The following is a 22,968-nucleotide window of genomic DNA, read 5'->3' as shown; positions in this document are numbered from 1 at the left end:
ACGCTCAGTTTGGTAATGACCAACTTCAATGGGAGTCAAGTGCTAAAATTGACTTTGGTGCTGATTTAGGGTTATTTAATAACCGTTTAACTTTAGCTTTTGATTATTATAGAAATAATATCGATAAATTAATCTTAGCTGTACCAATTTCACCATCATTAGGTGTTCCTTTTAATACTATCAATAAAAATATTGGTAAATTGTATAATCAAGGTTATGAGTTTGCTGTAAGCTTCAAAGCTATTAACAACGCAAACTTTACTTGGGATTTATCATCTAATTTAACTTTATCTAAAAACGTTGTTACTAGTGTTTTTAACGGTCAGGATATTATTGGAGGTTCTTCTACAGATACAAATATTGCTCCAAACATTATCATTAGAGAAGGTGAATCTATGAACTCTTTATATGGATTTAAATATTGGGGAGTAAATAAAGCAAATGGTAATCCTGTTTATTATAAAGCAGATGGTTCTTTGGTACAAGGTCGTATTGGTGTAGGAACTTATGCTGTTTTTAATCCTGCAGACCCTACAAATGTTGCTACAGCATCTAGCTTAAGTGCTGCAACTGATAAAGTTGTTTTAGGTAATACTTTACCAACTTATTACGGATCTTTTTCTTCTAACATGAAATACAAAAATCTTGATTTAGGTTTTATGTTTAGATTTAGTGGTGGAAATAAAATTTTCAACAGTACTAGAAGAGAGTTAATGAACCAAAACTTTAATAATAACGGAACTGAAATTTTAGGAAGATGGCAAAGTGTTGACAATCCTGGAGATGGATGGACACCAAAATTATATGCTAGTTCTAATACATTTACAAACCTTTCAGGAAATGCAAGTTCACGTTTTGTTGAAGACGGAGATTTTATCTCACTTGATAATATTAGTTTAGGATATACTTTGCCAAAAATCTTAATGGATAAACTTAAAGTTGATAACTTTAGATTATTTGTTCAAGCACAAAATGTTTGGTTAATCACAGATTACAAAGGTATCAATCCTGAAATGGAAACTTCTGGAGTAGACATTAATGGTACTCCACGTTCTAAGGTTGTATCAATGGGAATAAATGTAAGTTTATAAAAAAACATATGAAAAATTTAATAAAAACAATTTTGCTTTCTGTAGTTGTATTCGGGATGAATTCATGTACAGAAGAAAAAATACTGGATTTAACTCCAGTAAATAACATCTCTGATAAAGATGCTTTTTCGACTGCATCATTAGTAGAGTCTTCTATGAATGGTGTATATAACGCTGCTGCAATTGGTACGTATAATAGTGGTACTTCAAATGGTGGTAGAGGTTATGTTTGGGGAGCTGCTTTCGTAGAGCAAGGTGAAGCTAGAGGAGAAGATGTTGTAAATACAGCTACTTTCTACCAGTTAACTTATGAAGGAACTTATGATCCAACAACAGCTAATAATGTTTATTACTGGGTTGATGGTTACAGATTAATCAACAGATGTAATTTAATGATTGAAGGTGTTAATGATGCTGTATCAAAAGGTGTTATTACTGCTGCTGCTGGTAATGATTATATTGGGCAAGCTAAATTTTTAAGAGCAATTACTCATTTTGAATTGCTAACTTATTTTGCAAGACCTTACAATTTTACTGCAGGAGCAACACATCCTGGTATTCCTTATAGAGAAGTAGGTATTAATACTCAAACTGAGATTGATGCTGAATCTCTAAAACCAAGAAACACTGTAGCTGAATGTTATGCAAAAGTTTTAGCTGACTTAAATGATGCCGAAACTTTAATATCTTCAAACGGTGTAACTGGTGGTAGAGTAATTGCTAAAGCTACAAAATCTGCTGCAATTGCTTTTAAAACTAGAGTATATCTTCATAAGAGAGACTGGGCAAACGTAATTACTGAAGGAACAAAGTTAACAGGTCTTTATACTTTAACTGCTGATCCAGGTACTCCTTTTGTATTGACTAGCAACTTAGGTAACTCAGAATCTATATTCTCTATTCAACATTCTCCTACTGCTAATCCAGGAGTAAATGCTGCTTTAGCAAGTATCTTGAAAAACAGATTATTAGTTACAATTAGTCCAATTATCTGGAGAGATCCAAGTTGGTTAGCTACTGATAAAAGAAGAGAAGAAGGTAAATTAATTGTTACTGCTTCTGGTAGAAAATACACTAACAAATACACTGACATTGTTAATTCAACTGATGCTGCACCAGTTATCAGATATGCAGAGGTAGTATTGAATATGGCAGAAGCTCAAGCTCGTTTATCTAATTTGCCTGGAGCTTTGACTTTGTTAAACTCTGTAAGAAATAGATCTTTAGCGGCTCCCGCTACTGAGGCTTACACAACAGCTTCTTTCACTACAAACGCTACTATGGTTGCTGCTATTTTGAAAGAAAGAAGAATTGAATTCTTATGTGAGGGTCGCAGATGGTCTGATATTCACAGATTACAAGGTGATGATCTTGCTCCTATTAATGGTATTCCTGCAAAAGTTGCTAATGCTAATCCAGCTGCTGCATTATTTACATTAGGAACAGCTTATCCAGGTCCGTACGGAGTTGCAGCTATTCCTGCTACAGATAAAAGATTCTTATGGCCAATACCTCAAATTGAAATGAATACAAATCCAGGATTAGGACAAAACCCTGACTGGTAGAATAAAAATAAATATTTTGATTTTTTTAAAACCCTCAATCACTTTTTGATTGGGGGTTTTGTTATTTAATAGAATTGTCTCGAAAAACTTCTCAATCATAATGATTTGTTTTTTTATACGTTTTTATCTTTTACCTTTGCTTGACTAATTTTGTCGAATATAATTTACATATAAAGCTGTCAAATGAGAATACTCTTTTTTCTATATCTATTAATAGTGCCTGCCTTACTGTTTTCTCAAGAAAAAAATACTTCTAAAAGTAATTTGGATATGAATACAAAATATTCAAGTATAACTGATACTTTAAAAAAGAAAAAAGCATTAGTAGCTAAGATTGATCAGTATCAAATTATTACTTTAGAGCATGATACAACTTATGTAGATACATCTTTGACATTAAAAAGTGCTTACAAACAAAACTATCTTCGAAAAGATAATTTCGGACTTTTGCCTTTTTCTAATATCGGACAAACATATAATACATTGCAGTATAGTTTAACCAGTTTTTCTCCATATCCAGAAATTGGATTTTCAGGAAAACATTTTGATTATATGCAGGCTAGTGATATTCGATATTATTCAGTAGCAACTCCTTTGACAGAATTATTTTTTAATACTACGATTAATAAAGGTCAAAATGTCGACTCATTCATTACTTTAAATACGTCTAAAAATCTTAATTTTTCTGTTGCTTACAGAGGATTACGTTCAGAAGGAGATTATATAAATCAATTAGTCAGTGTAGGTAATTTTAGGTTTACTACGAGTTACGCCACTACAGATAAAAGATATATTTTAAATGCCCATGTAACGTTTCAAGATATTACAAATGAGGAAAATGGCGGAATTACAACGCCTGAAAATTTTGAAAGCGATGATCCCGATTATAAAAACCGTCAGCGACTGCAAGTGTTTTTGACAGATGCCACGTCACTTTTAAAAGGCAGACGTTTCTTTTTTGACCACGCTTTCAGAATAAATCCAAAAGATGCGAGTAATAATTTGTATGTAACACACCAGTTTAATTATGAATATAAATATTACGAATATAAACAGCCCACGGTACTTTCGAGTGTGGGCAATAATTCTTTAGTACAACGTTTTGGAGAATCATATGTTACTAGTAATATAAGCGATGAAACTCGATTTGAAAAACTATATAATAAAGTTGGCCTAGCTTATGAAAATTCTCTTTTAGGAAAATTTAATTTCTTTGTCGACGATTATAGATCCAATTATAAATACGAAAGAATTATCGTAAATAAAGATGGAACAGCAATTCCTGATAATTTATTTCTTCAGATTAATAATTTTGGCGGACAGTATGAATATCAGAAAAATAAATGGAATGGCCGATTTCTATACACAAGATCAATTACAAATCAATCCCTTTCGGATTTAGATGCAAAATTAAGATATGACTTAAATGAGAAAATTCAATTTGATTTTAGATATCGAAATGTAAACAAACTGCCGAACAATAATTATAATTTGTATCAGAGCAGTTATGTAAAGTACAATTGGTCAAACAATTTCAAAAATGAAAAAATCAATCAGTTAAGTGCTAATGTATTTACACCTTGGTTAAATGCCGAAGTTCAGTATTCTGTTTTAAAAGATCATTTGTATTTTAAAGATGTTTCAGATGCTGACGAAATTGCAGCTTATACTCAAATTATAAAACCAGAACAATACGGAAATGTAATTAATTATTTTTCTATAAAAGCTAGCAGAGAATTTAATTTTGGCGCATTTGCTTTAGATAATACATTGCTGTATCAAAAAGTAGATCAATCAGATTTGATTTTGAATGTTCCAGATTTTGTGACAAGAAATACTTTTTATTATTCAAGTTATTTTTTCAAAAAAGCACTTTATATGCAAACTGGAATTGTTTTTAATTATTTTACGAAATATTACGGAAACGATTATAATCCGGTGATTGGAGAATTTTTTGTCCAAGAGAAAAAAGAAATCGGAAATTATCCTTTATTTGATGTTTTCGTAAATGCAAGAATTCGTCAAACTCGTTTTTATTTAAAAGCTGAACATATAAATGCTCTTTTTTCTAAAAGCGATTATTATGCGGCGCCTAACAATCCGTATCGTGATTTTGTCATTCGATTTGGTTTAGTTTGGAATTTCTTCCAATAAAATCAAACACTATTTAAGCTTAAACCAAATATTAAAATAAAATAAAAATGGACTTTTCAAAAAATATTTTAGAAACAATAGGTAATACACCGTTAGTAAAACTCAACAAAATTGTTGCTGAAATCGATGCGTTAGTATTAGCAAAAGTCGAAACTTTTAATCCAGGCAATTCTGTAAAAGACAGAATGGCCGTGAAAATGATCGAAGACGCAGAAGCTGACGGCAGATTAAAACCAGGGGGAACTATAATTGAAGGAACTTCTGGAAATACAGGTATGGGATTAGCTCTTGTTGCGATCATAAAAGGGTACAAATTAATCTGTGTGATTTCAGACAAGCAGTCTAAAGAAAAAATGGATATTTTGCGTGCGGTTGGAGCAAAAGTTGTTGTTTGTCCTACTGATGTTGAACCAACAGATCCAAGATCTTATTATTCTGTTTCTAAGCGCTTAGCATCTGAAACACCAAATTCTTGGTATGTAAATCAATATGATAATATGTCAAATTCATTGGCACATTACGAACAGACTGGACCGGAAATTTGGAAACAAACCGACGGTAAAATTACACATTTTGTTGTTGGAGTAGGAACAGGAGGAACAATTTCTGGTGTTGGAAAATATTTAAAAGAGAAAAATCCAAATATTAAAATTTGGGGAATTGATACGTATGGATCAGTTTTTAAGAAATACCATGAAACTGGAATTTTTGATGAAAATGAAATCTACTCCTATATTACAGAGGGAATTGGAGAAGATATTTTACCAAAAAATGTTGATTTTTCTTTAATTGATGGTTTTACAAAAGTAACGGATAAAGATGCCGCAGTTTATACTAGAAAGATCGCTCTTGAGGAAGCTATTTTTGTTGGAAATTCTGCTGGCGCATGTATAAAAGGTTTGTTACAGCTCAAGGAGCATTTTAAGCCAGATGATGTTGTGGTGGTTCTTTTTCATGATTCAGGAAGCCGTTATGTAGGGAAAATGTTTAATGATGACTGGATGCGCGAGCGTGGATTTTTAGAAGAAAATGTTACCAAAGCCGAAGATGTTATAAAAGATCATATCGATAAAGAATTAATTGTAGTGCGTACAGAAGAATTGGTTTCGCATGCAATTGAACGTATGCGTAAGTATAAAATTTCTCAGATTCCGGTTGTAGATATCAACGGATTTGTAGGTTCTGTTGATGAAACAGATTTGTTTAGAAGTTATGTTGCTGATAAAAATGTAGCCGAAAAACCAATTAAAGAAGTAATGGGGAAACCTTTCCCAATCGTAAAACTAGGAACTACGATCGAAGAGGTTTCGAAATTATTTACCAAAGAAAATGATGCAGTTTTAGTAGATCTAGGAAACGGAAAACATCATATTATTACAAAATATGATATTATTGGATCTATAAAATAATGCAATTTTTATAACTTTTTAAATCCATAAATCGGAGTTTTGAGACTTTGGTTTATGGATTTTTTATCTCATAAATAGTATAAAATAATGAATTTTACCGCTATAGATTTTGAAACTGCAACAGGATACCATCCTTGTTCTGTTGGAATAGTTACTGTTGAAAACGGAATTATTATTGATGAATTTGTTTCTTTAATTAAACCTCCAAATAACGAATATAATCCGTTTACGATCCAAGTTCACGGTATTTATCCTCGCGATACAGTTAATGCTAAATCATTTTCGCAGGTTTATCCGGAAATCGAAAAGAGATTACGAAATAGAGTTGTTGTTGCTCATAATGAAAGTTTCGATCGAAATGTGCTGATGAAATCGATGGCACTTTACGGGTTGTATTATGAAGATTTGAATATAGCACCAAAATGGGAGTGTACAGTTAAAATATATAAAGCAAAGGGATTAAAGCCTACAAAATTAAGCGATTGCTGTCGCGAAATGAAAATTCAGCTGAATCACCATGAAGCATTATCTGATGCTCGTGCTTGCGCCAAATTATATTTGATGCGCTAAAACTAATTATATAATATAAGATTAATACTATTTTTTATTATTTTTAGGTTTTGTAAATCATTATTAAAATCCTAAAAAATGAAAGAAGATTTTCTTCATTATCTCTGGAAATTCAAGAAGTTTGATACTTTGAATTTAAAAACCACTCAAGATGAGCAAATTACCATTATAAAAACCGGAGATTATTTAGAACTTGCAGGGCCTGATTTTTTTAATGCCCAAATTAAAATTGGAGATCAAAAATGGGCAGGAAATGTAGAAATTCATTTAAAATCTTCAGATTGGTATTTGCATCATCATGAAAAAGATATTGCATATCAGAGTGTCATTTTACATGTTGTTTGGGAACATGACACTGAAATATTCAGAGAAAACAATACAGAAATTCCGGTTTTAGTATTAAAAGATTTTGTCTCTTCTGATGTCATCAACAATTACAGTGCCTTAATGACTGCAAAATCATGGATCTTTTGTGAAAAACACCTTGTTGATATTGATGATTTTGTATTTAAAAATTGGCAGGAAAGATTGTTTTTTGAACGGTTGGAACGCAAATCAAAATTCATTTACGATTTACTTGAAGAAACAAATTCTGATTGGGAGGCAGTCTTATTTTGTTTATTAGCAAAGAATTTTGGACTAAATACAAATGGGAATTCTTTTTTGCAGATTGCGAAAGCCTTGCCGTTTTCGATTATTAGAAAAGAAAGTTTTGAAGTAGAAAATCTAGAAGCTTTATTTTTTGGAACATCCGGATTATTACAGAGTGAGAAAGAAGATGTTTATTTTACAGATTTAAAGTTTAGGTATTTTTTTCTGCTTCATAAGTATCAGCTAGAAAGATCTTATATAGAGCCAGTTCAGTTTTTTAAACATCGACCAGATAATTTTCCAACTATTCGGCTTTCGCAATTGGCGAATTTGTACCATAAGCATCAAAATTTATTTTCTAAAGTAATTCCTTTAAAGTCCGTTAAAAGTGTCTATGATTTGCTTGCAGTTTCTACTAGTTTGTATTGGCAGAATCATTATCAGTTTGATAAGGAAAGTCCGAAAAAGGCTAAATCTCTCTCTAAATCATTTTTAGATTTGATCATTTTGAATACTATAATTCCAGTTCAATTTGCTTATTCGAATAAGATGGGAGAATCAATGCCTGAGGATTTAATTACATTTATGACTGAAGTAGCGCCAGAGAAAAATGCGGTAATAGATAAGTTTGAATCGTTTGGAATTTCATCTAAAAATGCTTTTGAAACGCAAACTTTACTTGAGCTTAAAAATGAATATTGCAATCAAAAGGGATGTTTAAATTGTGCTTTAGGAATGGAATTGCTTAAGAACAATTAGCTAATTAGAAAATGGGTTGATTAGATAATTTTGTACTTTTGTCATCGTGAGCAAAATCGAACGACAAATATAAATCTAAATAAAAATGTCAGCAATTTTAAGACTTAAGTTTTTCTTTGAGAAATATGGATTTCATGTTTCATCTCGCCTAGCAGATAAACTCGGAATGCGGGTAACAAGTGTAAGATTATTTTTTATATACATTTCGTTTGTTACTGCAGGTTTAGGTTTTGGAGTTTATTTGACTTTAGCCTTTTGGATTCGCTTAAAAGATTTGATTCGCGCCAAAAGAACATCTGTTTTTGATTTATAAATAAATGATTAGATAATAAAAAGCCCCTTATTTTAATAAGGGGCTTTTCTATTCTTCTATTTTTTATTCTTCTATTTCTTGTGGTTTGTTTAGTTTTGCTCGTTTTTTACTGTAAGCAAAATAAACAACTATACCTATAGCTAACCATCCTAATGAAAGTAATTGAGCATCTAAACTCAAATTAATCATTAAATAAGTATTGATTGAAATACCACAAACTGCGATTAGTGGCAAAGCAGGTACTTTAAATGTTCTCGTTAATTGAGGTTGTTTCACTCTTAGAATCCAAACAGCTATACAAACCATTGTAAAAGCAAATAAGGTACCAAAACTTGTCATATCTGCTAATCTGTTAATCGGTGTAAAAGCTGCAACTATAGCAATAATACCGCCTAAGATCATTAAATTGGTTTTTGGTGTTCCTGAAATTGGATTTACTTTAGAAAATACAGGAGGAATTAAACCATCTTTAGACATACCCAAGAAAATTCTTGATTGCCCCATAATCATTACCATTAATACAGAAATCAAACCAATAGTTGCGGCAACTGTAATTATAAAGCCAGCCCAAGGTTGCCCAGCAATATCAAATGCATATGCTACTGGAGCTTTTATAGCTTCTGGATATTTTCCTAGTGGATTAAAGTCTTGGTAATTCATCATTCCTGTTAAAACTAAAGAAACAAGAATGTATAATGTAGTACAAATTAATAATGAAGCAATAATAGCAAACGGAACATCTTTTTTAGGATTAATTGCCTCACCAGCTTGTGTAGAAACAGCATCAAAACCTACATAGGCAAAGAAAATTGCAGCAGCTCCCGAAACAATTCCTGCTATTCCGTAAGCATTATGAGTTGTTTCTTTTTCAACGATTTGTGTTGCTGCCGGAATGAACGGATGCCAGTTAGCAGTATTAATAAAGAAAAGACCTGCAACAATTACGAATATTACAGCAGAAACTTTAAGAATAACAATCATGTTATTTGCTTTTGCTGCGCTTTTTGTACCTTTTATAAGTAATGAAATAACTAAAATAACAATTAAAAAGGCGGGAAGATTCATTGAAAAACCTTCACCAGTATAACTTGCAGGGTCTGTTGTGAGCCATTCAGGAAGCTTAATATGAAACATTTTAAGTAATTTGTTAAAATATCCTGACCAGGAAACTGCTACCGTCATTGATCCCATTGCATACTCAAGGATAAGCCCCCAACCGATAATCCAGGCAAAAATTTCTCCAATTGTACCATATGCATAAGCATATGCAGAACCTTCAACAGGTAAAATTGAGGCAAACTCAGAATAACAAAGAGCAGCAAAAACACAGGCAATACCTGCAATGATGAATGAAAGTGCTAATGCTGGACCTGCATGATAATATGCACCTGTGCCAGTAAGAACAAAAATTCCTCCACCAATAATAGCTCCAACTCCAATGGCTGTTAGACTCCATTTACCTAGAACTCTTTTTAAATCACTTTTTTTCATATCAGCTTCAAAAGCTGAAATTGGTTTAACTCTCCAAATTGACATACTATTATATTGGTTTAATGTTATTAAGCTCCAAATGTATTGTTTTTTGTAAAAAATAAAAACAATTATATTGTTTTAAGTTACAAAATGTTTAAAATGTTCAGAAAAGTGCTGATAAATTATCTTTGAGCCCCCTAATTCATCAATTTAATTGAGGTTTATATTTAAAATGTATAATTCTCACAAAATACATTTTTCATAATACATTTCTTAATAAATTGTTTTAATTTCGTTTGTTTATGTTTTAAATTACGTTAGAAAATTTATGAAAATGAAAAATTTTAAAGAATTGAAATTGTATTTTAAATTTACAAGGCAACAGCGAACAGGAATTTTTTTGCTTTTCTTGATTATTATCATTTTGCAGATTGTTTATTTTTTTGCAGATTTTAGCTTGCCTCAAAAAGCATTTCAAGAGAAAGAGAAATGGATGTCTTTGCAATCTGAGATAGATTCACTTCAAACTCTCAAATCTGAAATAAAACCAAAGGTATATTTATTTAATCCAAATTTTATTTCAGACTATAAAGGTTATAAACTTGGAATGTCTGTTCAGGAAATTGATAGACTGATAGCATTTCGTAAAGAAAATAAATATGTAAATTCTGCTAAGGAATTTCAAGAGGTAACAAAAGTTTCAGATTCCTTATTAAAAGCCATTTCTCCATTTTTTAAATTCCCTGATTGGATTCAAAAAAAGAAAGAATTCGTCTCAGAGAAAAAAGATTATGTTCAAAAGATTAATTTTAAAAAAGAAAAGATTGTAATTTTAGATATTAATCAGGCAACTCAAGAAGATTTGATAAAAATTTATGGTGTGGGAGAAGCACTTTCAACACGAATACTAAAGCAGAAAGAAATTTTTGGAAGTTTTGTTTCGATGGAACAAATGAATGATATCTGGGGACTTTCGCCAGAAGTACTTACAGAATTAAATACTCATTTTAAGGCTGTATTACCTGCTAACTTTAGAAAAATAGCGATCAATGATGCTTCTTTAAAGGAATTATCACAGTTTCCTTATTTTAAATATGCATTAGCAAAACAAATTGTAACGTACAGGAGTATGAATGGAAATTTCACTAATATTGAGGATTTGTCAAAAATTAAAGGTTTTCCTGTTGAAAAAGCAAAAATAATTAGTTTATATTTGGAGTTCTAAAAAATAAAGTAGCAAACAATGAATTTTGAATACAACGAAACACAATCAATGATTGCACAGTCTATTAAAGATTTTGCTGAAAAAAACATTAGACCTAATATAATGGAATGGGATGAAGCACAGATTTTTCCAATTCCGCTATTTAAAAAATTAGGAGAAATGGGATTTATGGGCGTTTTAGTGCCTGAAGAATATGGCGGATCCGGATTAGGTTATCATGAGTATATTACGGTTGTTGAAGAAATTTCAAAGGTCGATCCTTCAATTGGGTTGTCTGTTGCTGCTCATAATTCATTATGTACAAATCATATTTTAACTTTTGGAAATGAAGAACAGAAGAAAAAATGGCTTCCAAAATTAGCAACTGCAGAATATATAGGAGCCTGGGGTCTAACAGAACACAATACAGGTTCTGATGCAGGTGGTATGAATACCACAGCTGTTAAAGATGGAGATCATTGGATTGTAAGTGGAGCTAAAAATTTTATCACCCATGCTATTTCTGGAGATATTGCGGTTGTAATAGTTCGTACTGGTGAAAAAGGAGATTCAAAAGGAATGACCGCATTTGTTTTCGAAAAAGGAATGGCAGGATTTTCTTCAGGGAAAAAAGAAAATAAATTAGGTATGCGTGCAAGTGAAACCGCTGAGTTGGTTTTTGATAGTTGCAGGGTACCAGATGCAAATAGATTAGGAGAAGTGGGACAAGGGTTTGTTCAAGCGATGAAAATATTAGATGGAGGCCGAATTTCAATAGGAGCTTTATCATTGGGTATTGCTAAAGGTGCTTATGAAGCTGCATTAAAGTATTCTAAAGAAAGACATCAATTTGGACAGCCGATCAGCAGTTTTCAAGGTATCTCATTTAAATTAGCTGATATGGCTACAGAAATAGAAGCGTCAGAATTATTATTGCATAAAGCCGCTTTCTTAAAACAACAACATAAGCCAGTTACCACTCTGGGGGCTATGGCAAAAATGTATGCCTCAGAAGCTTGTGTGAAAATTGCCAATGAAGCTGTACAGATTCATGGAGGCTATGGTTATACTAAAGATTTTCCGGTAGAAAAATTCTACAGAGATTCTAAATTATGTACCATTGGAGAAGGAACTACTGAAATTCAGAAATTAGTTATTTCGAGAAATTTATTAAAAGACTAATAGTAAGAGTAAATAAGCTTATATTCTCTTGATCTTTTACTCTTTTTTCTTTTTAAAAAAATAATTCATAATTTATAATTCATAATTCATAATTAATATTTACTTTTGCAACCTTAACGAGAGGAGGTGTCTATATTATGTTAATTATACCAATTAAAGACGGAGAAAATATCGATAGAGCATTAAAGCGCTATAAAAGAAAATTTGATAAAACAGGAACTGTTCGTCAATTAAGAGCACGTACTGCTTTTATTAAGCCTTCTGTAATCAAAAGAGCTCAAATTCAAAAAGCTGCTTACATTCAAAACATGAGAGATGGTTTAGAGAGTTAGTAGTAGCTATTCAAAAATAATTACCGTTAGTCATCAAAAAATTATAACTTTGATGCTAGCGGTTTTTTTATGTGTAATTTTTAAATTTCTCTGAGGTTATATTTGTGTAATATATAATAGGTAGAAATAAAGAATATCTTTTCTTATGAAATCAAACAAAGAAGCATTTCGTGATTATCTTCAGTTGGAGAAAAAATATTCTGCTCATACTGTTAATGCTTATTTAAATGATATTACTTTTTTTGAAGTGTTCAATAAAACTCATTTTGAACAGGAAGATATCGAAAAAGTAAATTATAGTCAAATTAGAAGTTGGATTGTTTCTTTGGTCGATCAGGATATTTCAAATGTTTCAGTTAATAGAAAAATGGCTTCTCTGAAGTCGTTTTATAAATTTCTTCTCAAAACAAAACAAATAGATGTCAGCCCGATGTTAAAGCATAAGGCATTGAAAACTCCAAAAATTGTTCAGATTCCCTTTTCTGAAAAAGAGCTAATAGAATTGATGGAGGAAGTTGGTTCGCCTGTTGGATTTGAAGAAGTACGTGATAAGCTTATTGTGGATCTTTTTTATACAACGGGAATGCGAAGAGCAGAATTAATTCATTTAATGAATCGAAATGTTGATTTGTCTTCAAATGTCGTTAAGGTTTTGGGAAAGCGCAATAAAGAGCGTATTATACCGATTCTTCCAATTGTTGTCGAACAATTTAAGTTGTATTTGTCAGAACGTTCTTCTGTGGAAAAAATAGTGGATACTGATTATTTTTTTATTTCAAAAAAAGGGTTAAAATTGAGCGAATCTTTTGTGTATCGATTAATAAATTCTTACTTTAGTAAAGTCTCTGAAAAGGTAAAAAAAAGTCCACACGTGCTTCGGCATACTTTTGCGACTCACTTATTAAATAACGGAGCAGATTTAAATTCAGTTAAAGAATTATTAGGGCATTCGAGTTTAGCGTCTACGCAAGTTTATACTCATAATAGTTTAGCAGAGCTTAAAAAGGTGTATACTGATGCGCATCCTCGAAATAAGTAATAATTCTGAAATGTTTAACCCTAAAATTTGTATTATGAAGGTAGATGTTCATGCAGTTAACTTTACTGTTGACAGAAAGTTGGTGGATTTTATTCAAGAAAGAATGGATAAATTAGAAAAATATTATGATCGAGTTGTTTCGGCAGACGTTTTTTTAAAAGTCGAGAGAACCAGTGACAAAGAGAATAAGGCAGTAGAGATTAAGATTAATGTTCCTGGAGATGATTTTTTGGTTAAAAAACAATGCAAAACATTTGAAGAAGCGGTCGAGCTTTCGGCAGAATCTTTAGAACGTTTACTGGTAAAAAGGAAAGAAAAAATAAGAGCACACATATAATTGAAATTTTTTTCAAAAAATGTTTTGATTCAAAGATAAAATAGCTACATTTGCAGTCCGTTAGAAATAGCGGACTTTTTTATTGATATTGCCAGCGTAGCTCAGTTGGCTAGAGCAGCTGATTTGTAATCAGCAGGTCGTGGGTTCGAGTCCCTCCGCCGGCTCAAAATATTTCAAATGCGATTTGAAATTGTTCATGTAATTATTGATAAAAAAAGGGGAGATACTCAAGCGGCCAACGAGGGCAGACTGTAAATCTGCTGTGTGAACTTCGCAGGTTCGAATCCTGCTCTCCCCACGATTTTGATGTCAGATTGATGATTTCAGGATTTAGATTTGTAAAAAAAAGGATGAATTTTATTTGGCTTTATTTTAATCTAAATCGGGAATGTAAAGTCTAAAATTCAAGCTCTGCCGGTGTAGCTCAGGGGTAGAGTGCTTCCTTGGTAAGGAAGAGGTCTCGGGTTCAATTCCCGACATTGGCTCAAGTAAGTAGGAAATTGAAAATTAATATATAACTAAGATTAAAAATTAAGTAAAATGGCAAAGGAGAATTTTAATCGTTCCAAACCGCACTTAAACATAGGTACAATTGGACACGTGGATCACGGAAAAACTACATTAACTGCTGCAATTACAAAAGTATTGTCTGATGCAGGTTACTGTCAAGCAAAATCGTTTGATCAAATCGATAACGCTCCAGAGGAGAAAGAAAGAGGTATTACTATTAATACATCGCACGTAGAGTATGAAACAGCTAACCGTCACTACGCTCACGTTGACTGTCCAGGTCACGCGGATTACGTAAAGAACATGGTTACTGGTGCTGCTCAAATGGACGGAGCTATCTTGGTAGTTGCTGCTACAGATGGTCCAATGCCACAAACTCGTGAGCACATCCTTTTAGGTCGTCAGGTTGGTATTCCAAGAATCGTTGTTTTCATGAACAAAGTGGATATGGTTGATGATGCTGAATTGTTAGAGCTTGTTGAAATGGAAATTAGAGATTTATTATCTTTCTACGAATATGATGGAGATAATGGTCCTGTAGTTCAAGGTTCTGCTTTAGGAGGATTGAATAACGATCCTGCTTGGGTACCAAAAATCATTGAATTAATGGAAGCTGTTGATGCTTGGATCGAAGAGCCAGTACGTGACGTAGCTAAGCCATTCTTGATGCCGGTTGAAGATGTATTTACAATTACTGGTCGTGGAACTGTTGCTACAGGTCGTATCGAAACAGGTATTGCTAATACAGGAGATCCAGTTGAAATCATTGGTATGGGAGCTGATAAATTAACTTCTACTATTACAGGAGTTGAGATGTTCCGTAAAATCCTTGATAGAGGTGAAGCTGGAGATAACGTAGGTTTATTGTTAAGAGGTATTGATAAAGAATCTATCAAAAGAGGAATGGTTATCATTAAGCCAGGATCAGTAAAACCACACGCTACTTTCAAAGCAGAGGTTTATATCTTGAAAAAAGAAGAAGGTGGACGTCATACTCCATTCCATAATAACTACCGTCCACAGTTCTACGTACGTACAACTGACGTAACAGGAGTTATTACTTTACCAGAAGGAGTAGAGATGGTAATGCCAGGAGATAACTTGACTATCAATGTTTCTTTATTAAGCCCAATCGCTATGAGCGTAGGTTTACGTTTCGCTATCCGTGAAGGTGGTAGAACTGTAGGAGCTGGTCAGGTAACTGAAATCGTAGGATAATCCTATAAATATTATAAAAAGCCAGTTGATTTTCTTAACTGAAATCACTGGCTTTAATTACGGGCGTAGTTCAAGGGTAGAATAGCGGTCTCCAAAACCGTTGATGGGGGTTCGAATCCCTCCGCCCGTGCAATAAAAAAATATATCAAATGACAAAAGTTACTAATTATTTATCAGAGGCTTTCGAAGAGTTAAAGTCAAATGTTACTTGGCCAGCTTGGGCTGAGGTTCAAAAATTGACAATTGTTGTGGCTGTATTTTCGATTCTATTTGCTTTGGCAACTTGGGGAGTAGACGAATTTTTTGCAAAAGCTTTGGCTGGATTTTTTAGTTGGTTAAAAAAAGGATAATTTTTTTGTGATGGCAGATAATAATGTGAAAAAATGGTATGTGGTTAGAGCTGTAAGCGGACAAGAAAATAAAGTCAAAGCTTATATCGAAACTGAAATTGCCAGACTAGGTATGGGTGATTATGTTTCCCAAGTTTTAGTGCCTACAGAAAAAGTAGTTACTGTAAAAGAAGGGAAAAAAATGTCTAAGGATAAGGTTTATTTCCCTGGATATGTTATGATCGAAGCCAACTTAGTTGGTGAGATACCTCATATTATTAAGTCTATTACAAGTGTAATTGGATTTTTAGGAGAAATTAAAGGGGGAGAACCTGTTCCTTTGAGATTATCTGAAGTAAATCGTATGTTAGGTAAAGTAGATGAGTTAGCTGTTAATACAGATACTCGTGCTATTCCTTTCAACTTAGGAGAAACTGTTAAAGTGATCGATGGTCCTTTTAATGGATTTAACGGTACAGTTGAAAAAATTAATGAAGAAAAGCGTAAACTTGAAGTTATGGTTAAGATTTTCGGAAGAAAAACACCACTAGAATTAAGTTTTATGCAAGTTGAAAAAGTATAATTTTTTGTTACATATATAATAACCATTGTAATCGCTTCCATTGATTGCAGTGTTAAATTTTTTAAAAATGGCTAAAGAAATTAGTAAGGTAGTTAAACTACAAGTTAAGGGAGGTGCTGCGAATCCGTCGCCACCGGTTGGACCTGCTTTAGGAGCTGCTGGGGTAAACATCATGGAGTTCTGTAAGCAATTTAATGCTAGAACTCAAGATAAACCTGGCAAAATATGCCCAGTGCAAATCACTGTGTATAAAGACAAATCATTCGATTTTGTTGTTAAGACTCCTCCAGCAGCGGTTCAGTTAATGGAAGCTGCAAAGCTAAAATCTGGTTCTGGTGAGCCTAATCGTAAAAAAGTAGCTAGTGTTACTTGGGAACAAATTAGAGCAATTGCTGATGACAAAATGCCTGACTTAAATGCATTCACTATTGAGGCTGCAATGAGTATGGTTGCTGGAACAGCTAGATCTATGGGTATAACTGTATCAGGAGAAGCTCCTTTTTAATTAAGAAAAAGACATGGCAAAATTAACAAAAAAGCAAAAAGAGGCTGCTTCAAAAATTGAAAAGAACAAACTATATTCTCTTAAAGATGCTGCGGCATTATTAAAAGTAGTTGCTTCTGCAAAATTTGATGAGTCTGTTGATATCGCAGTTCGTTTGGGTGTAGATCCAAGAAAAGCGAATCAAATGGTTAGAGGTGTGGTTACATTACCTCACGGAACAGGTAAAGACGTTAAAGTATTAGCATTGGTTACTCCAGATAAAGAAGCGGAAGCTAAAGAAGCTGGTGCTGACTATGTAGGTCTTGACGATTATTTACAAAAAATTAAAGATGGTTGGACAGATGTTGATGTTATCATCACTATGCCAGCTGTTATGGGTAAATTAGGTCCATTAGGTCGTATTTTAGGACCTAGAGGTTTAATGCCAAACCCTAAAACAGGTACTGTAACTATGGATGTTGCAAAAGCTGTTGCAGAGGTAAAAGCTGGTAAAATTGACTTTAAAGTTGATAAAACTGGTATCGTTCACGCAGGAATTGGTAAAGTTTCTTTTGGAGCTGAGCAAATTGTTGACAACGCACACGAAATTATTCAAACATTAATAAAACTTAAGCCAACTGCTGCTAAAGGTACCTATATTAAAGGTATTCACCTTACAAGCACTATGAGTCCTGCTATTGCATTGGATCCAAAAGCAGTATAATTGGTAGTTAAAAATTTTTAGTATGACTAGAGAAGAAAAATCAATCGCGATTGAAAATTTAACTGCGCAGTTAGCTGGTACAAATATCATTTATGTATCTGATATTTCTGGATTAAACGCAGAGACAACTTCAAACTTACGTAGAGCTTGTTTTAAAGCAGGTATCAAATTAGAAGTTGTAAAGAACACTTTGCTTGCAAAAGCAATGGAAGCTTCTGCTAATGATTATGGTGATTTACCAACAGTTTTAACTGGTAATAGTGCTATATTCATTTCTGATGTTGCAAATGCACCTGGAAAAATTATCAAAGATTTCCGTAAGAAATCTGATAAACCAGTTTTAAAAGGAGCTTACATCAATTCTGAAGTGTATATTGGAGATAATCAATTAGAGGCATTAGCTACTATTAAATCTAAAGAAGAACTTCTTGGAGAACTTATTGGATTATTACAATCTCCTGCTCAAAGAATTATTTCTGCTTTACAAAACAAATTCGCTGGTAGCGAAGAAGAAGCGGAAGCATAATAATTTTTATGAGGGAATTTCCCTCGTAGCTTAAATAGCGCACAATAAACAAAATATAATTTTACAAATCATTTTAAACGATAGAAAAAATGGCAGATTTGAAACAATTCGCAGAACAATTAGTTAACTTAACAGTTAAAGAAGTTAACGAATTAGCAACAATATTAAAAGACGAGTATGGTATCGAGCCTGCTGCTGCAGCTGTAGTAGTTGCTGCTGGTGGTGGAGAAGGTGCTGCTGAAGAAGCACAAACTGAATTTACAGTTGTATTAAAAGAAGCTGGTGCTTCTAAATTAGCAGTTGTAAAATTAGTAAAAGAACTTACAGGTTTAGGTCTTAAAGAAGCTAAAGATGTAGTTGACGGTGCTCCAAGTAACGTTAAAGAAGGTGTTTCTAAAGAAGAGGCTGAAGGTCTTAAAAAATCATTAGAAGAAGCTGGAGCTGTAGTTGAGCTTAAATAATTCAACTCGGTTTTAAGAACTAGGTTTAGGTCTTGAGTGAACGCTCAATGGCCTAAACCATTTTTCGTATAATAAAATAGATCAAGTTTTATTATCAAATAGTTTAAAATACGAAAAAGTTTTTGATCAATACGAAGAAAAAAAATTGAACTAATTTTTATCGGTTTATTTTTAAAGATGTATTGATTATAATAAGAAAGTATAGATTAAACAGTGTGTGTTTTTACACAAAAAATTACTTTTTTTTAATCAAAATTTTGTCCATTGATGATAACAAATCAGACTGAAAGATTGAATTTTGCCTCTACAAAAAATATTCCTGACTATCCGGATTTCTTAGATGTTCAGGTTAAATCTTTTAAAGATTTTTTTCAATTAGAAACTAAATCTGACGAAAGAGGCAACGAAGGGTTGTACAACACCTTCATGGAAAACTTTCCAATCACAGATACAAGAAATAACTTTGTATTGGAGTTCCTAGATTATTTTGTAGATCCACCACGTTATACAATTCAAGAATGTATAGAGAGAGGTCTTACTTATAGTGTGCCTTTAAAAGCTAGGTTGAAACTATACTGTACTGACCCGGAACACGAAGATTTTGAAACTATTGTACAAGATGTTTATCTTGGAACAATACCTTATATGACTCCAAGCGGTACTTTTGTTATCAATGGTGCTGAGCGTGTAGTAGTATCTCAACTACACCGTTCTCCTGGGGTTTTCTTTGGTCAATCATTCCACGCAAATGGAACAAAACTTTATTCTGCCAGAGTTATTCCTTTTAAAGGTTCTTGGATAGAATTTTCTACAGATATCAACAGTGTAATGTATGCTTATATCGATAGAAAGAAAAAATTACCGGTTACAACTTTATTCCGTGCTATTGGATTCGAAAGAGATAAGGATATCCTTGAAATTTTTGATTTAGCTGAGGAAATTAAAGTTTCTAAAACAGGTATTAAAAAATATATTGGAAGAAGACTTGCTGCTCGTGTATTAAACACATGGCATGAGGATTTCGTTGATGAAGATACTGGTGAGGTAGTTTCTATCGAACGTAACGAAATCATCCTTGATAGAGATACTATTATCGACAAAGATAATGTTGAAGAAATCATCGATTCTAATGTTAAATCTATTTTGTTACACAAAGAAGATAATAATCAAGCAGATTATGCTATTATCCACAACACGTTACAAAAAGATCCAACAAACTCTGAAAAAGAAGCTGTAGAGCACATTTACCGTCAGTTGCGTAACGCTGAACCGCCTGATGAGGAAACTGCTCGTGGTATTATAGATAAATTGTTCTTCTCTGATCAACGTTATAACTTAGGTGAAGTTGGTCGTTATAGAATGAACAAAAAACTTGGTTTAGATATCCCTATGGAAAAGCAAGTGCTTACCAAAGAAGATATCATTACCATTGTAAAATATTTGATCGAATTGATTAACTCTAAAGCAGAGATTGATGATATTGATCACTTATCAAACCGTCGTGTTAGAACAGTTGGTGAACAATTGTCTCAACAATTCGGTGTTGGTTTAGCTCGTATGGCTAGAACTATTCGTGAGAGAATGAACGTTAGAGATAACGAGGTGTTTACACCAATTGATTTGATTAATGCTAAAACATTATCGTCAGTTATCAACTCTTTCTTTGGTACTAACCAGTTATCTCAATTTATGGATCAAACGAATCCATTAGCTGAGATTACACACAAAAGAAGATTATCTGCACTTGGACCTGGTGGACTTTCGAGAGAAAGAGCTGGTTTCGAGGTTCGTGACGTTCACTATACTCACTATGGTCGTTTATGTCCGATTGAAACTCCAGAGGGACCAAACATTGGTTTGATTTCATCTCTTGGTGTTTATGCAAAAGTTAACGGAATGGGATTCATTGAGACTCCTTACCGTAAAGTTACTGATGGTGTAGTTGATTTAGAAAGTACACCTATCTATTTAAGTGCTGAAGAAGAAGAAGGAAAAATGATTGCTCAGGCAAACATTGAAATGGATGCTTCTGGTAAAATTACAGCTAGCAATGTTATTGCTCGTGAGGAAGGTGACTTCCCAGTTGTTGAGCCATCTGCAGTACATTATACAGACGTTGCTCCTAACCAGATCGCTTCGATCTCGGCTTCATTGATTCCTTTCTTGGAACATGATGATGCGAACCGTGCGTTGATGGGATCTAACATGATGCGTCAGGCGGTTCCTTTGATTCGCCCAGAAGCACCAATTGTTGGTACAGGTTTAGAGCGTCAAGTGGCTTCAGATTCTAGAGTATTGATTAATGCTGAAGGAGATGGAACTGTAGAATATGTTGATGCTAATATCATTACTATCAAATACGACCGTACTGAAGAAGAAAGAATGGTAAGTTTTGATGCTGATGAAAAAACATACAACTTAATTAAATTTAGAAAAACCAATCAAGGAACAAGTATTAACTTGAAACCAATCGTAAGAAAAGGTGATAGAGTTATTCTTGGCCAAGTATTATCAGAAGGATATGCTACGCAAAATGGTGAATTAGCTTTAGGTAGAAACTTAAAAGTTGCGTTCATGCCATGGAAAGGGTATAACTTTGAGGATGCGATTGTAATTTCTGAAAAAGTAGTTCGTGATGATATTTTTACTTCTATCCACGTTGATGATTATTCATTAGAGGTTAGAGATACTAAGTTAGGTAATGAAGAGTTAACAAACGATATTCCTAACGTTTCTGAAGAAGCTACTAAAGATTTAGATGAAAACGGTATGATTAGAATTGGAGCAGAGGTTAAACCTGGCGACATTTTGATCGGAAAAATTACACCAAAAGGAGAATCAGATCCTACTCCAGAAGAAAAATTGCTTCGTGCAATCTTCGGGGATAAAGCAGGAGATGTAAAAGATGCTTCATTAAAAGCGTCTCCATCTTTACATGGTGTTGTTCTTGACAAAAAATTATTTGCAAGAGCCGTAAAAGATAAACGTAAACGTACTCAGGATAAAGATGCTTTAGGCGCTTTAGAAATGGAGTTTGAAACTAAATTTGTTGAATTAAAAGACAGATTGGTTGAAAAATTATTCTTGATCGTTAACGGAAAAACATCTCAAGGTGTAATGAATGATTTGGGTGAAGAAGTTTTACCAAAGGGTAAAAAATATACTCAAAAAATGCTTTACGCTGTAGAAGATTTCGCTCACTTAAGCAAAGGTCAATGGGTTGCTGATGATGCTACTAATAAAATGGTTAATGATTTAATTCATAACTATAAAATTAAGCTGAACGACTTGCAAGGATCTTTAAGAAGAGAAAAATTCACTATTACAGTTGGAGATGAATTACCATCTGGAATCTTGAAATTAGCGAAAATTTATATCGCTAAAAAACGTAAACTGAAAGTAGGGGATAAAATGGCGGGACGTCACGGTAACAAAGGTATTGTTGCAAGAATCGTTCGTCATGAAGATATGCCTTTCCTTGAAGACGGAACACCGGTAGATATCGTATTGAATCCACTTGGGGTACCTTCACGTATGAACATTGGTCAGATTTATGAAACTGTTCTTGGATGGGCTGGTATGAACTTGGGTAGAAAATTTGCTACTCCAATTTTTGACGGTGCTTCTTTAGATCAAATTAATGAATTAACTGATGAAGCTGGAGTGCCACGTTTTGGACATACATACCTTTATGATGGTGGTACTGGAGAGCGTTTTCATCAAGCTGCAACTGTGGGTGTAATTTACATGCTTAAATTAGGACACATGGTTGATGATAAGATGCACGCACGTTCTATCGGACCATACTCATTGATTACGCAACAGCCACTTGGAGGTAAAGCCCAATTTGGAGGTCAGCGTTTTGGAGAGATGGAGGTTTGGGCACTTGAAGCTTATGGAGCATCAAGTACACTTCGTGAAATCTTAACAGTTAAGTCGGATGACGTTATTGGTAGAGCTAAAACTTACGAAGCTATCGTTAAGGGAGAGTCTATGCCAGAACCAGGATTACCTGAATCATTCAATGTATTAATGCATGAGTTAAAAGGTCTTGGACTTGACATTCGTTTAGAAGAATAAATAAAGTTTTCAGTTACAGTCTCAGTATTCAGTT

The 22,968-nt window shown here is 33.2% G+C and carries 20 protein-coding genes, 4 tRNA genes and 1 pseudogene; 24 read left to right on the top strand and 1 reads right to left on the bottom strand.

Annotation, left to right across the window (positions count from 1 at the left end; genetic code table 11):
• From IRZ83_RS19315 to IRZ83_RS19285, 7 genes and pseudogenes are all read left to right on the top strand, one after another.
• Positions 1-1,091 (top strand): annotated as a pseudogene (locus IRZ83_RS19315) (TonB-dependent receptor); the annotation flags it as partial.
• Between the two features lie 8 nt (positions 1,092-1,099).
• Complete coding sequence (locus IRZ83_RS19310; RefSeq protein WP_194570755.1) at positions 1,100-2,656, top strand: RagB/SusD family nutrient uptake outer membrane protein; 1,557 nt, start codon at positions 1,100-1,102, stop codon at positions 2,654-2,656.
• A 183-nt stretch (positions 2,657-2,839) separates the two neighbouring features.
• The gene (locus IRZ83_RS19305) at positions 2,840-4,810 is read left to right on the top strand and encodes a putative porin (RefSeq protein ID WP_194570754.1); all 1,971 of its coding nucleotides are present in this window, start codon (positions 2,840-2,842) and stop codon (positions 4,808-4,810) included.
• Positions 4,811-4,857: 47 nt separating this feature from the next.
• Entirely contained in the window at positions 4,858-6,219 is a 1,362-nt protein-coding gene (locus tag IRZ83_RS19300; RefSeq protein WP_029273435.1) for a pyridoxal-phosphate dependent enzyme, read from the top strand.
• An 87-nt stretch (positions 6,220-6,306) separates the two neighbouring features.
• Positions 6,307-6,789 carry a 3'-5' exonuclease gene (locus tag IRZ83_RS19295; RefSeq protein ID WP_029273436.1) on the top strand — a complete coding sequence of 161 codons (483 nt, stop codon included), beginning with the start codon at positions 6,307-6,309 and terminating at the stop codon, positions 6,787-6,789.
• 78 nt (positions 6,790-6,867) lie between these two features.
• The gene (locus tag IRZ83_RS19290) at positions 6,868-8,139 is read left to right on the top strand and encodes a DUF2851 family protein (protein WP_194570753.1); all 1,272 of its coding nucleotides are present in this window, start codon (positions 6,868-6,870) and stop codon (positions 8,137-8,139) included.
• Positions 8,140-8,224: 85 nt separating this feature from the next.
• Complete coding sequence (locus IRZ83_RS19285) at positions 8,225-8,452, top strand: PspC family transcriptional regulator (protein ID WP_029273438.1); 228 nt, start codon at positions 8,225-8,227, stop codon at positions 8,450-8,452.
• Between the two features lie 63 nt (positions 8,453-8,515).
• Here IRZ83_RS19285 and IRZ83_RS19280 read toward each other — a convergent pair whose 3' ends face one another.
• On the bottom strand, positions 8,516-9,988 hold the full coding sequence (locus IRZ83_RS19280; protein ID WP_194570752.1) for an APC family permease: 1,473 nt from the start codon (positions 9,986-9,988) through the stop codon (positions 8,516-8,518).
• Between the two features lie 265 nt (positions 9,989-10,253).
• Between IRZ83_RS19280 and IRZ83_RS19275 the strand changes: the two genes are divergently transcribed.
• The 17 genes from IRZ83_RS19275 to rpoB all read left to right on the top strand — a co-directional run bounded on the left by IRZ83_RS19275 (position 10,254) and on the right by rpoB (position 22,934).
• On the top strand, positions 10,254-11,150 hold the full coding sequence (locus tag IRZ83_RS19275) for a ComEA family DNA-binding protein (protein ID WP_194570751.1): 897 nt from the start codon (positions 10,254-10,256) through the stop codon (positions 11,148-11,150).
• An 18-nt stretch (positions 11,151-11,168) separates the two neighbouring features.
• The gene (locus IRZ83_RS19270; RefSeq protein WP_029273441.1) at positions 11,169-12,311 is read left to right on the top strand and encodes an acyl-CoA dehydrogenase family protein; all 1,143 of its coding nucleotides are present in this window, start codon (positions 11,169-11,171) and stop codon (positions 12,309-12,311) included.
• A gap of 137 nt (positions 12,312-12,448) precedes the next feature.
• The gene (gene rpsU, locus IRZ83_RS19265; protein WP_026985791.1) at positions 12,449-12,643 is read left to right on the top strand and encodes a 30S ribosomal protein S21; all 195 of its coding nucleotides are present in this window, start codon (positions 12,449-12,451) and stop codon (positions 12,641-12,643) included.
• Positions 12,644-12,788: 145 nt separating this feature from the next.
• Positions 12,789-13,682 (top strand): tyrosine-type recombinase/integrase, encoded by an 894-nt coding sequence (locus IRZ83_RS19260; RefSeq protein WP_029273442.1) that lies wholly within the window; start codon positions 12,789-12,791, stop codon positions 13,680-13,682.
• 34 nt (positions 13,683-13,716) lie between these two features.
• Entirely contained in the window at positions 13,717-14,019 is a 303-nt protein-coding gene (gene hpf, locus IRZ83_RS19255) for a ribosome hibernation-promoting factor, HPF/YfiA family (protein WP_017496722.1), read from the top strand.
• Between the two features lie 90 nt (positions 14,020-14,109).
• Positions 14,110-14,183, top strand: a tRNA-Thr gene (locus IRZ83_RS19250).
• A gap of 53 nt (positions 14,184-14,236) precedes the next feature.
• Positions 14,237-14,317: transfer RNA gene (locus IRZ83_RS19245), tRNA-Tyr, on the top strand.
• A 115-nt stretch (positions 14,318-14,432) separates the two neighbouring features.
• A tRNA-Thr gene (locus IRZ83_RS19240) sits at positions 14,433-14,504 on the top strand.
• A 55-nt stretch (positions 14,505-14,559) separates the two neighbouring features.
• Positions 14,560-15,747, top strand: a complete 1,188-nt coding sequence (gene tuf, locus IRZ83_RS19235) for an elongation factor Tu (protein ID WP_007807448.1) — start codon at positions 14,560-14,562, stop codon at positions 15,745-15,747.
• 59 nt (positions 15,748-15,806) lie between these two features.
• Positions 15,807-15,877: transfer RNA gene (locus IRZ83_RS19230), tRNA-Trp, on the top strand.
• A 19-nt stretch (positions 15,878-15,896) separates the two neighbouring features.
• On the top strand, positions 15,897-16,097 hold the full coding sequence (gene secE / locus IRZ83_RS19225; RefSeq protein WP_029273443.1) for a preprotein translocase subunit SecE: 201 nt from the start codon (positions 15,897-15,899) through the stop codon (positions 16,095-16,097).
• A 10-nt stretch (positions 16,098-16,107) separates the two neighbouring features.
• Positions 16,108-16,659 (top strand): transcription termination/antitermination protein NusG, encoded by a 552-nt coding sequence (gene nusG / locus IRZ83_RS19220; RefSeq protein WP_029273444.1) that lies wholly within the window; start codon positions 16,108-16,110, stop codon positions 16,657-16,659.
• Positions 16,660-16,726: 67 nt separating this feature from the next.
• Positions 16,727-17,164 carry a 50S ribosomal protein L11 gene (gene rplK / locus IRZ83_RS19215; RefSeq protein ID WP_029273445.1) on the top strand — a complete coding sequence of 146 codons (438 nt, stop codon included), beginning with the start codon at positions 16,727-16,729 and terminating at the stop codon, positions 17,162-17,164.
• Between the two features lie 13 nt (positions 17,165-17,177).
• Positions 17,178-17,867: a 50S ribosomal protein L1 gene (gene rplA, locus IRZ83_RS19210; RefSeq protein ID WP_017496725.1), complete on the top strand. Its 690-nt coding sequence runs from the start codon at positions 17,178-17,180 to the stop codon at positions 17,865-17,867.
• A gap of 22 nt (positions 17,868-17,889) precedes the next feature.
• Positions 17,890-18,393 (top strand): 50S ribosomal protein L10, encoded by a 504-nt coding sequence (rplJ, locus tag IRZ83_RS19205; RefSeq protein WP_029273446.1) that lies wholly within the window; start codon positions 17,890-17,892, stop codon positions 18,391-18,393.
• 89 nt (positions 18,394-18,482) lie between these two features.
• Positions 18,483-18,854 carry a 50S ribosomal protein L7/L12 gene (gene rplL / locus IRZ83_RS19200; protein ID WP_007807437.1) on the top strand — a complete coding sequence of 124 codons (372 nt, stop codon included), beginning with the start codon at positions 18,483-18,485 and terminating at the stop codon, positions 18,852-18,854.
• Between the two features lie 267 nt (positions 18,855-19,121).
• Positions 19,122-22,934 (top strand): DNA-directed RNA polymerase subunit beta, encoded by a 3,813-nt coding sequence (gene rpoB / locus IRZ83_RS19195; protein WP_029273447.1) that lies wholly within the window; start codon positions 19,122-19,124, stop codon positions 22,932-22,934.
• Positions 22,935-22,968: the final 34 nt, after the last annotated feature.

Origin of the sequence: Flavobacterium sp. JLP (genome assembly GCF_015350755.1) — a bacterium.
GTDB lineage: Bacteria > Bacteroidota > Bacteroidia > Flavobacteriales > Flavobacteriaceae > Flavobacterium.
Note: the sequence above shows the minus strand (reverse complement) of the source record. Positions and strands in the feature narration are given on the sequence as shown.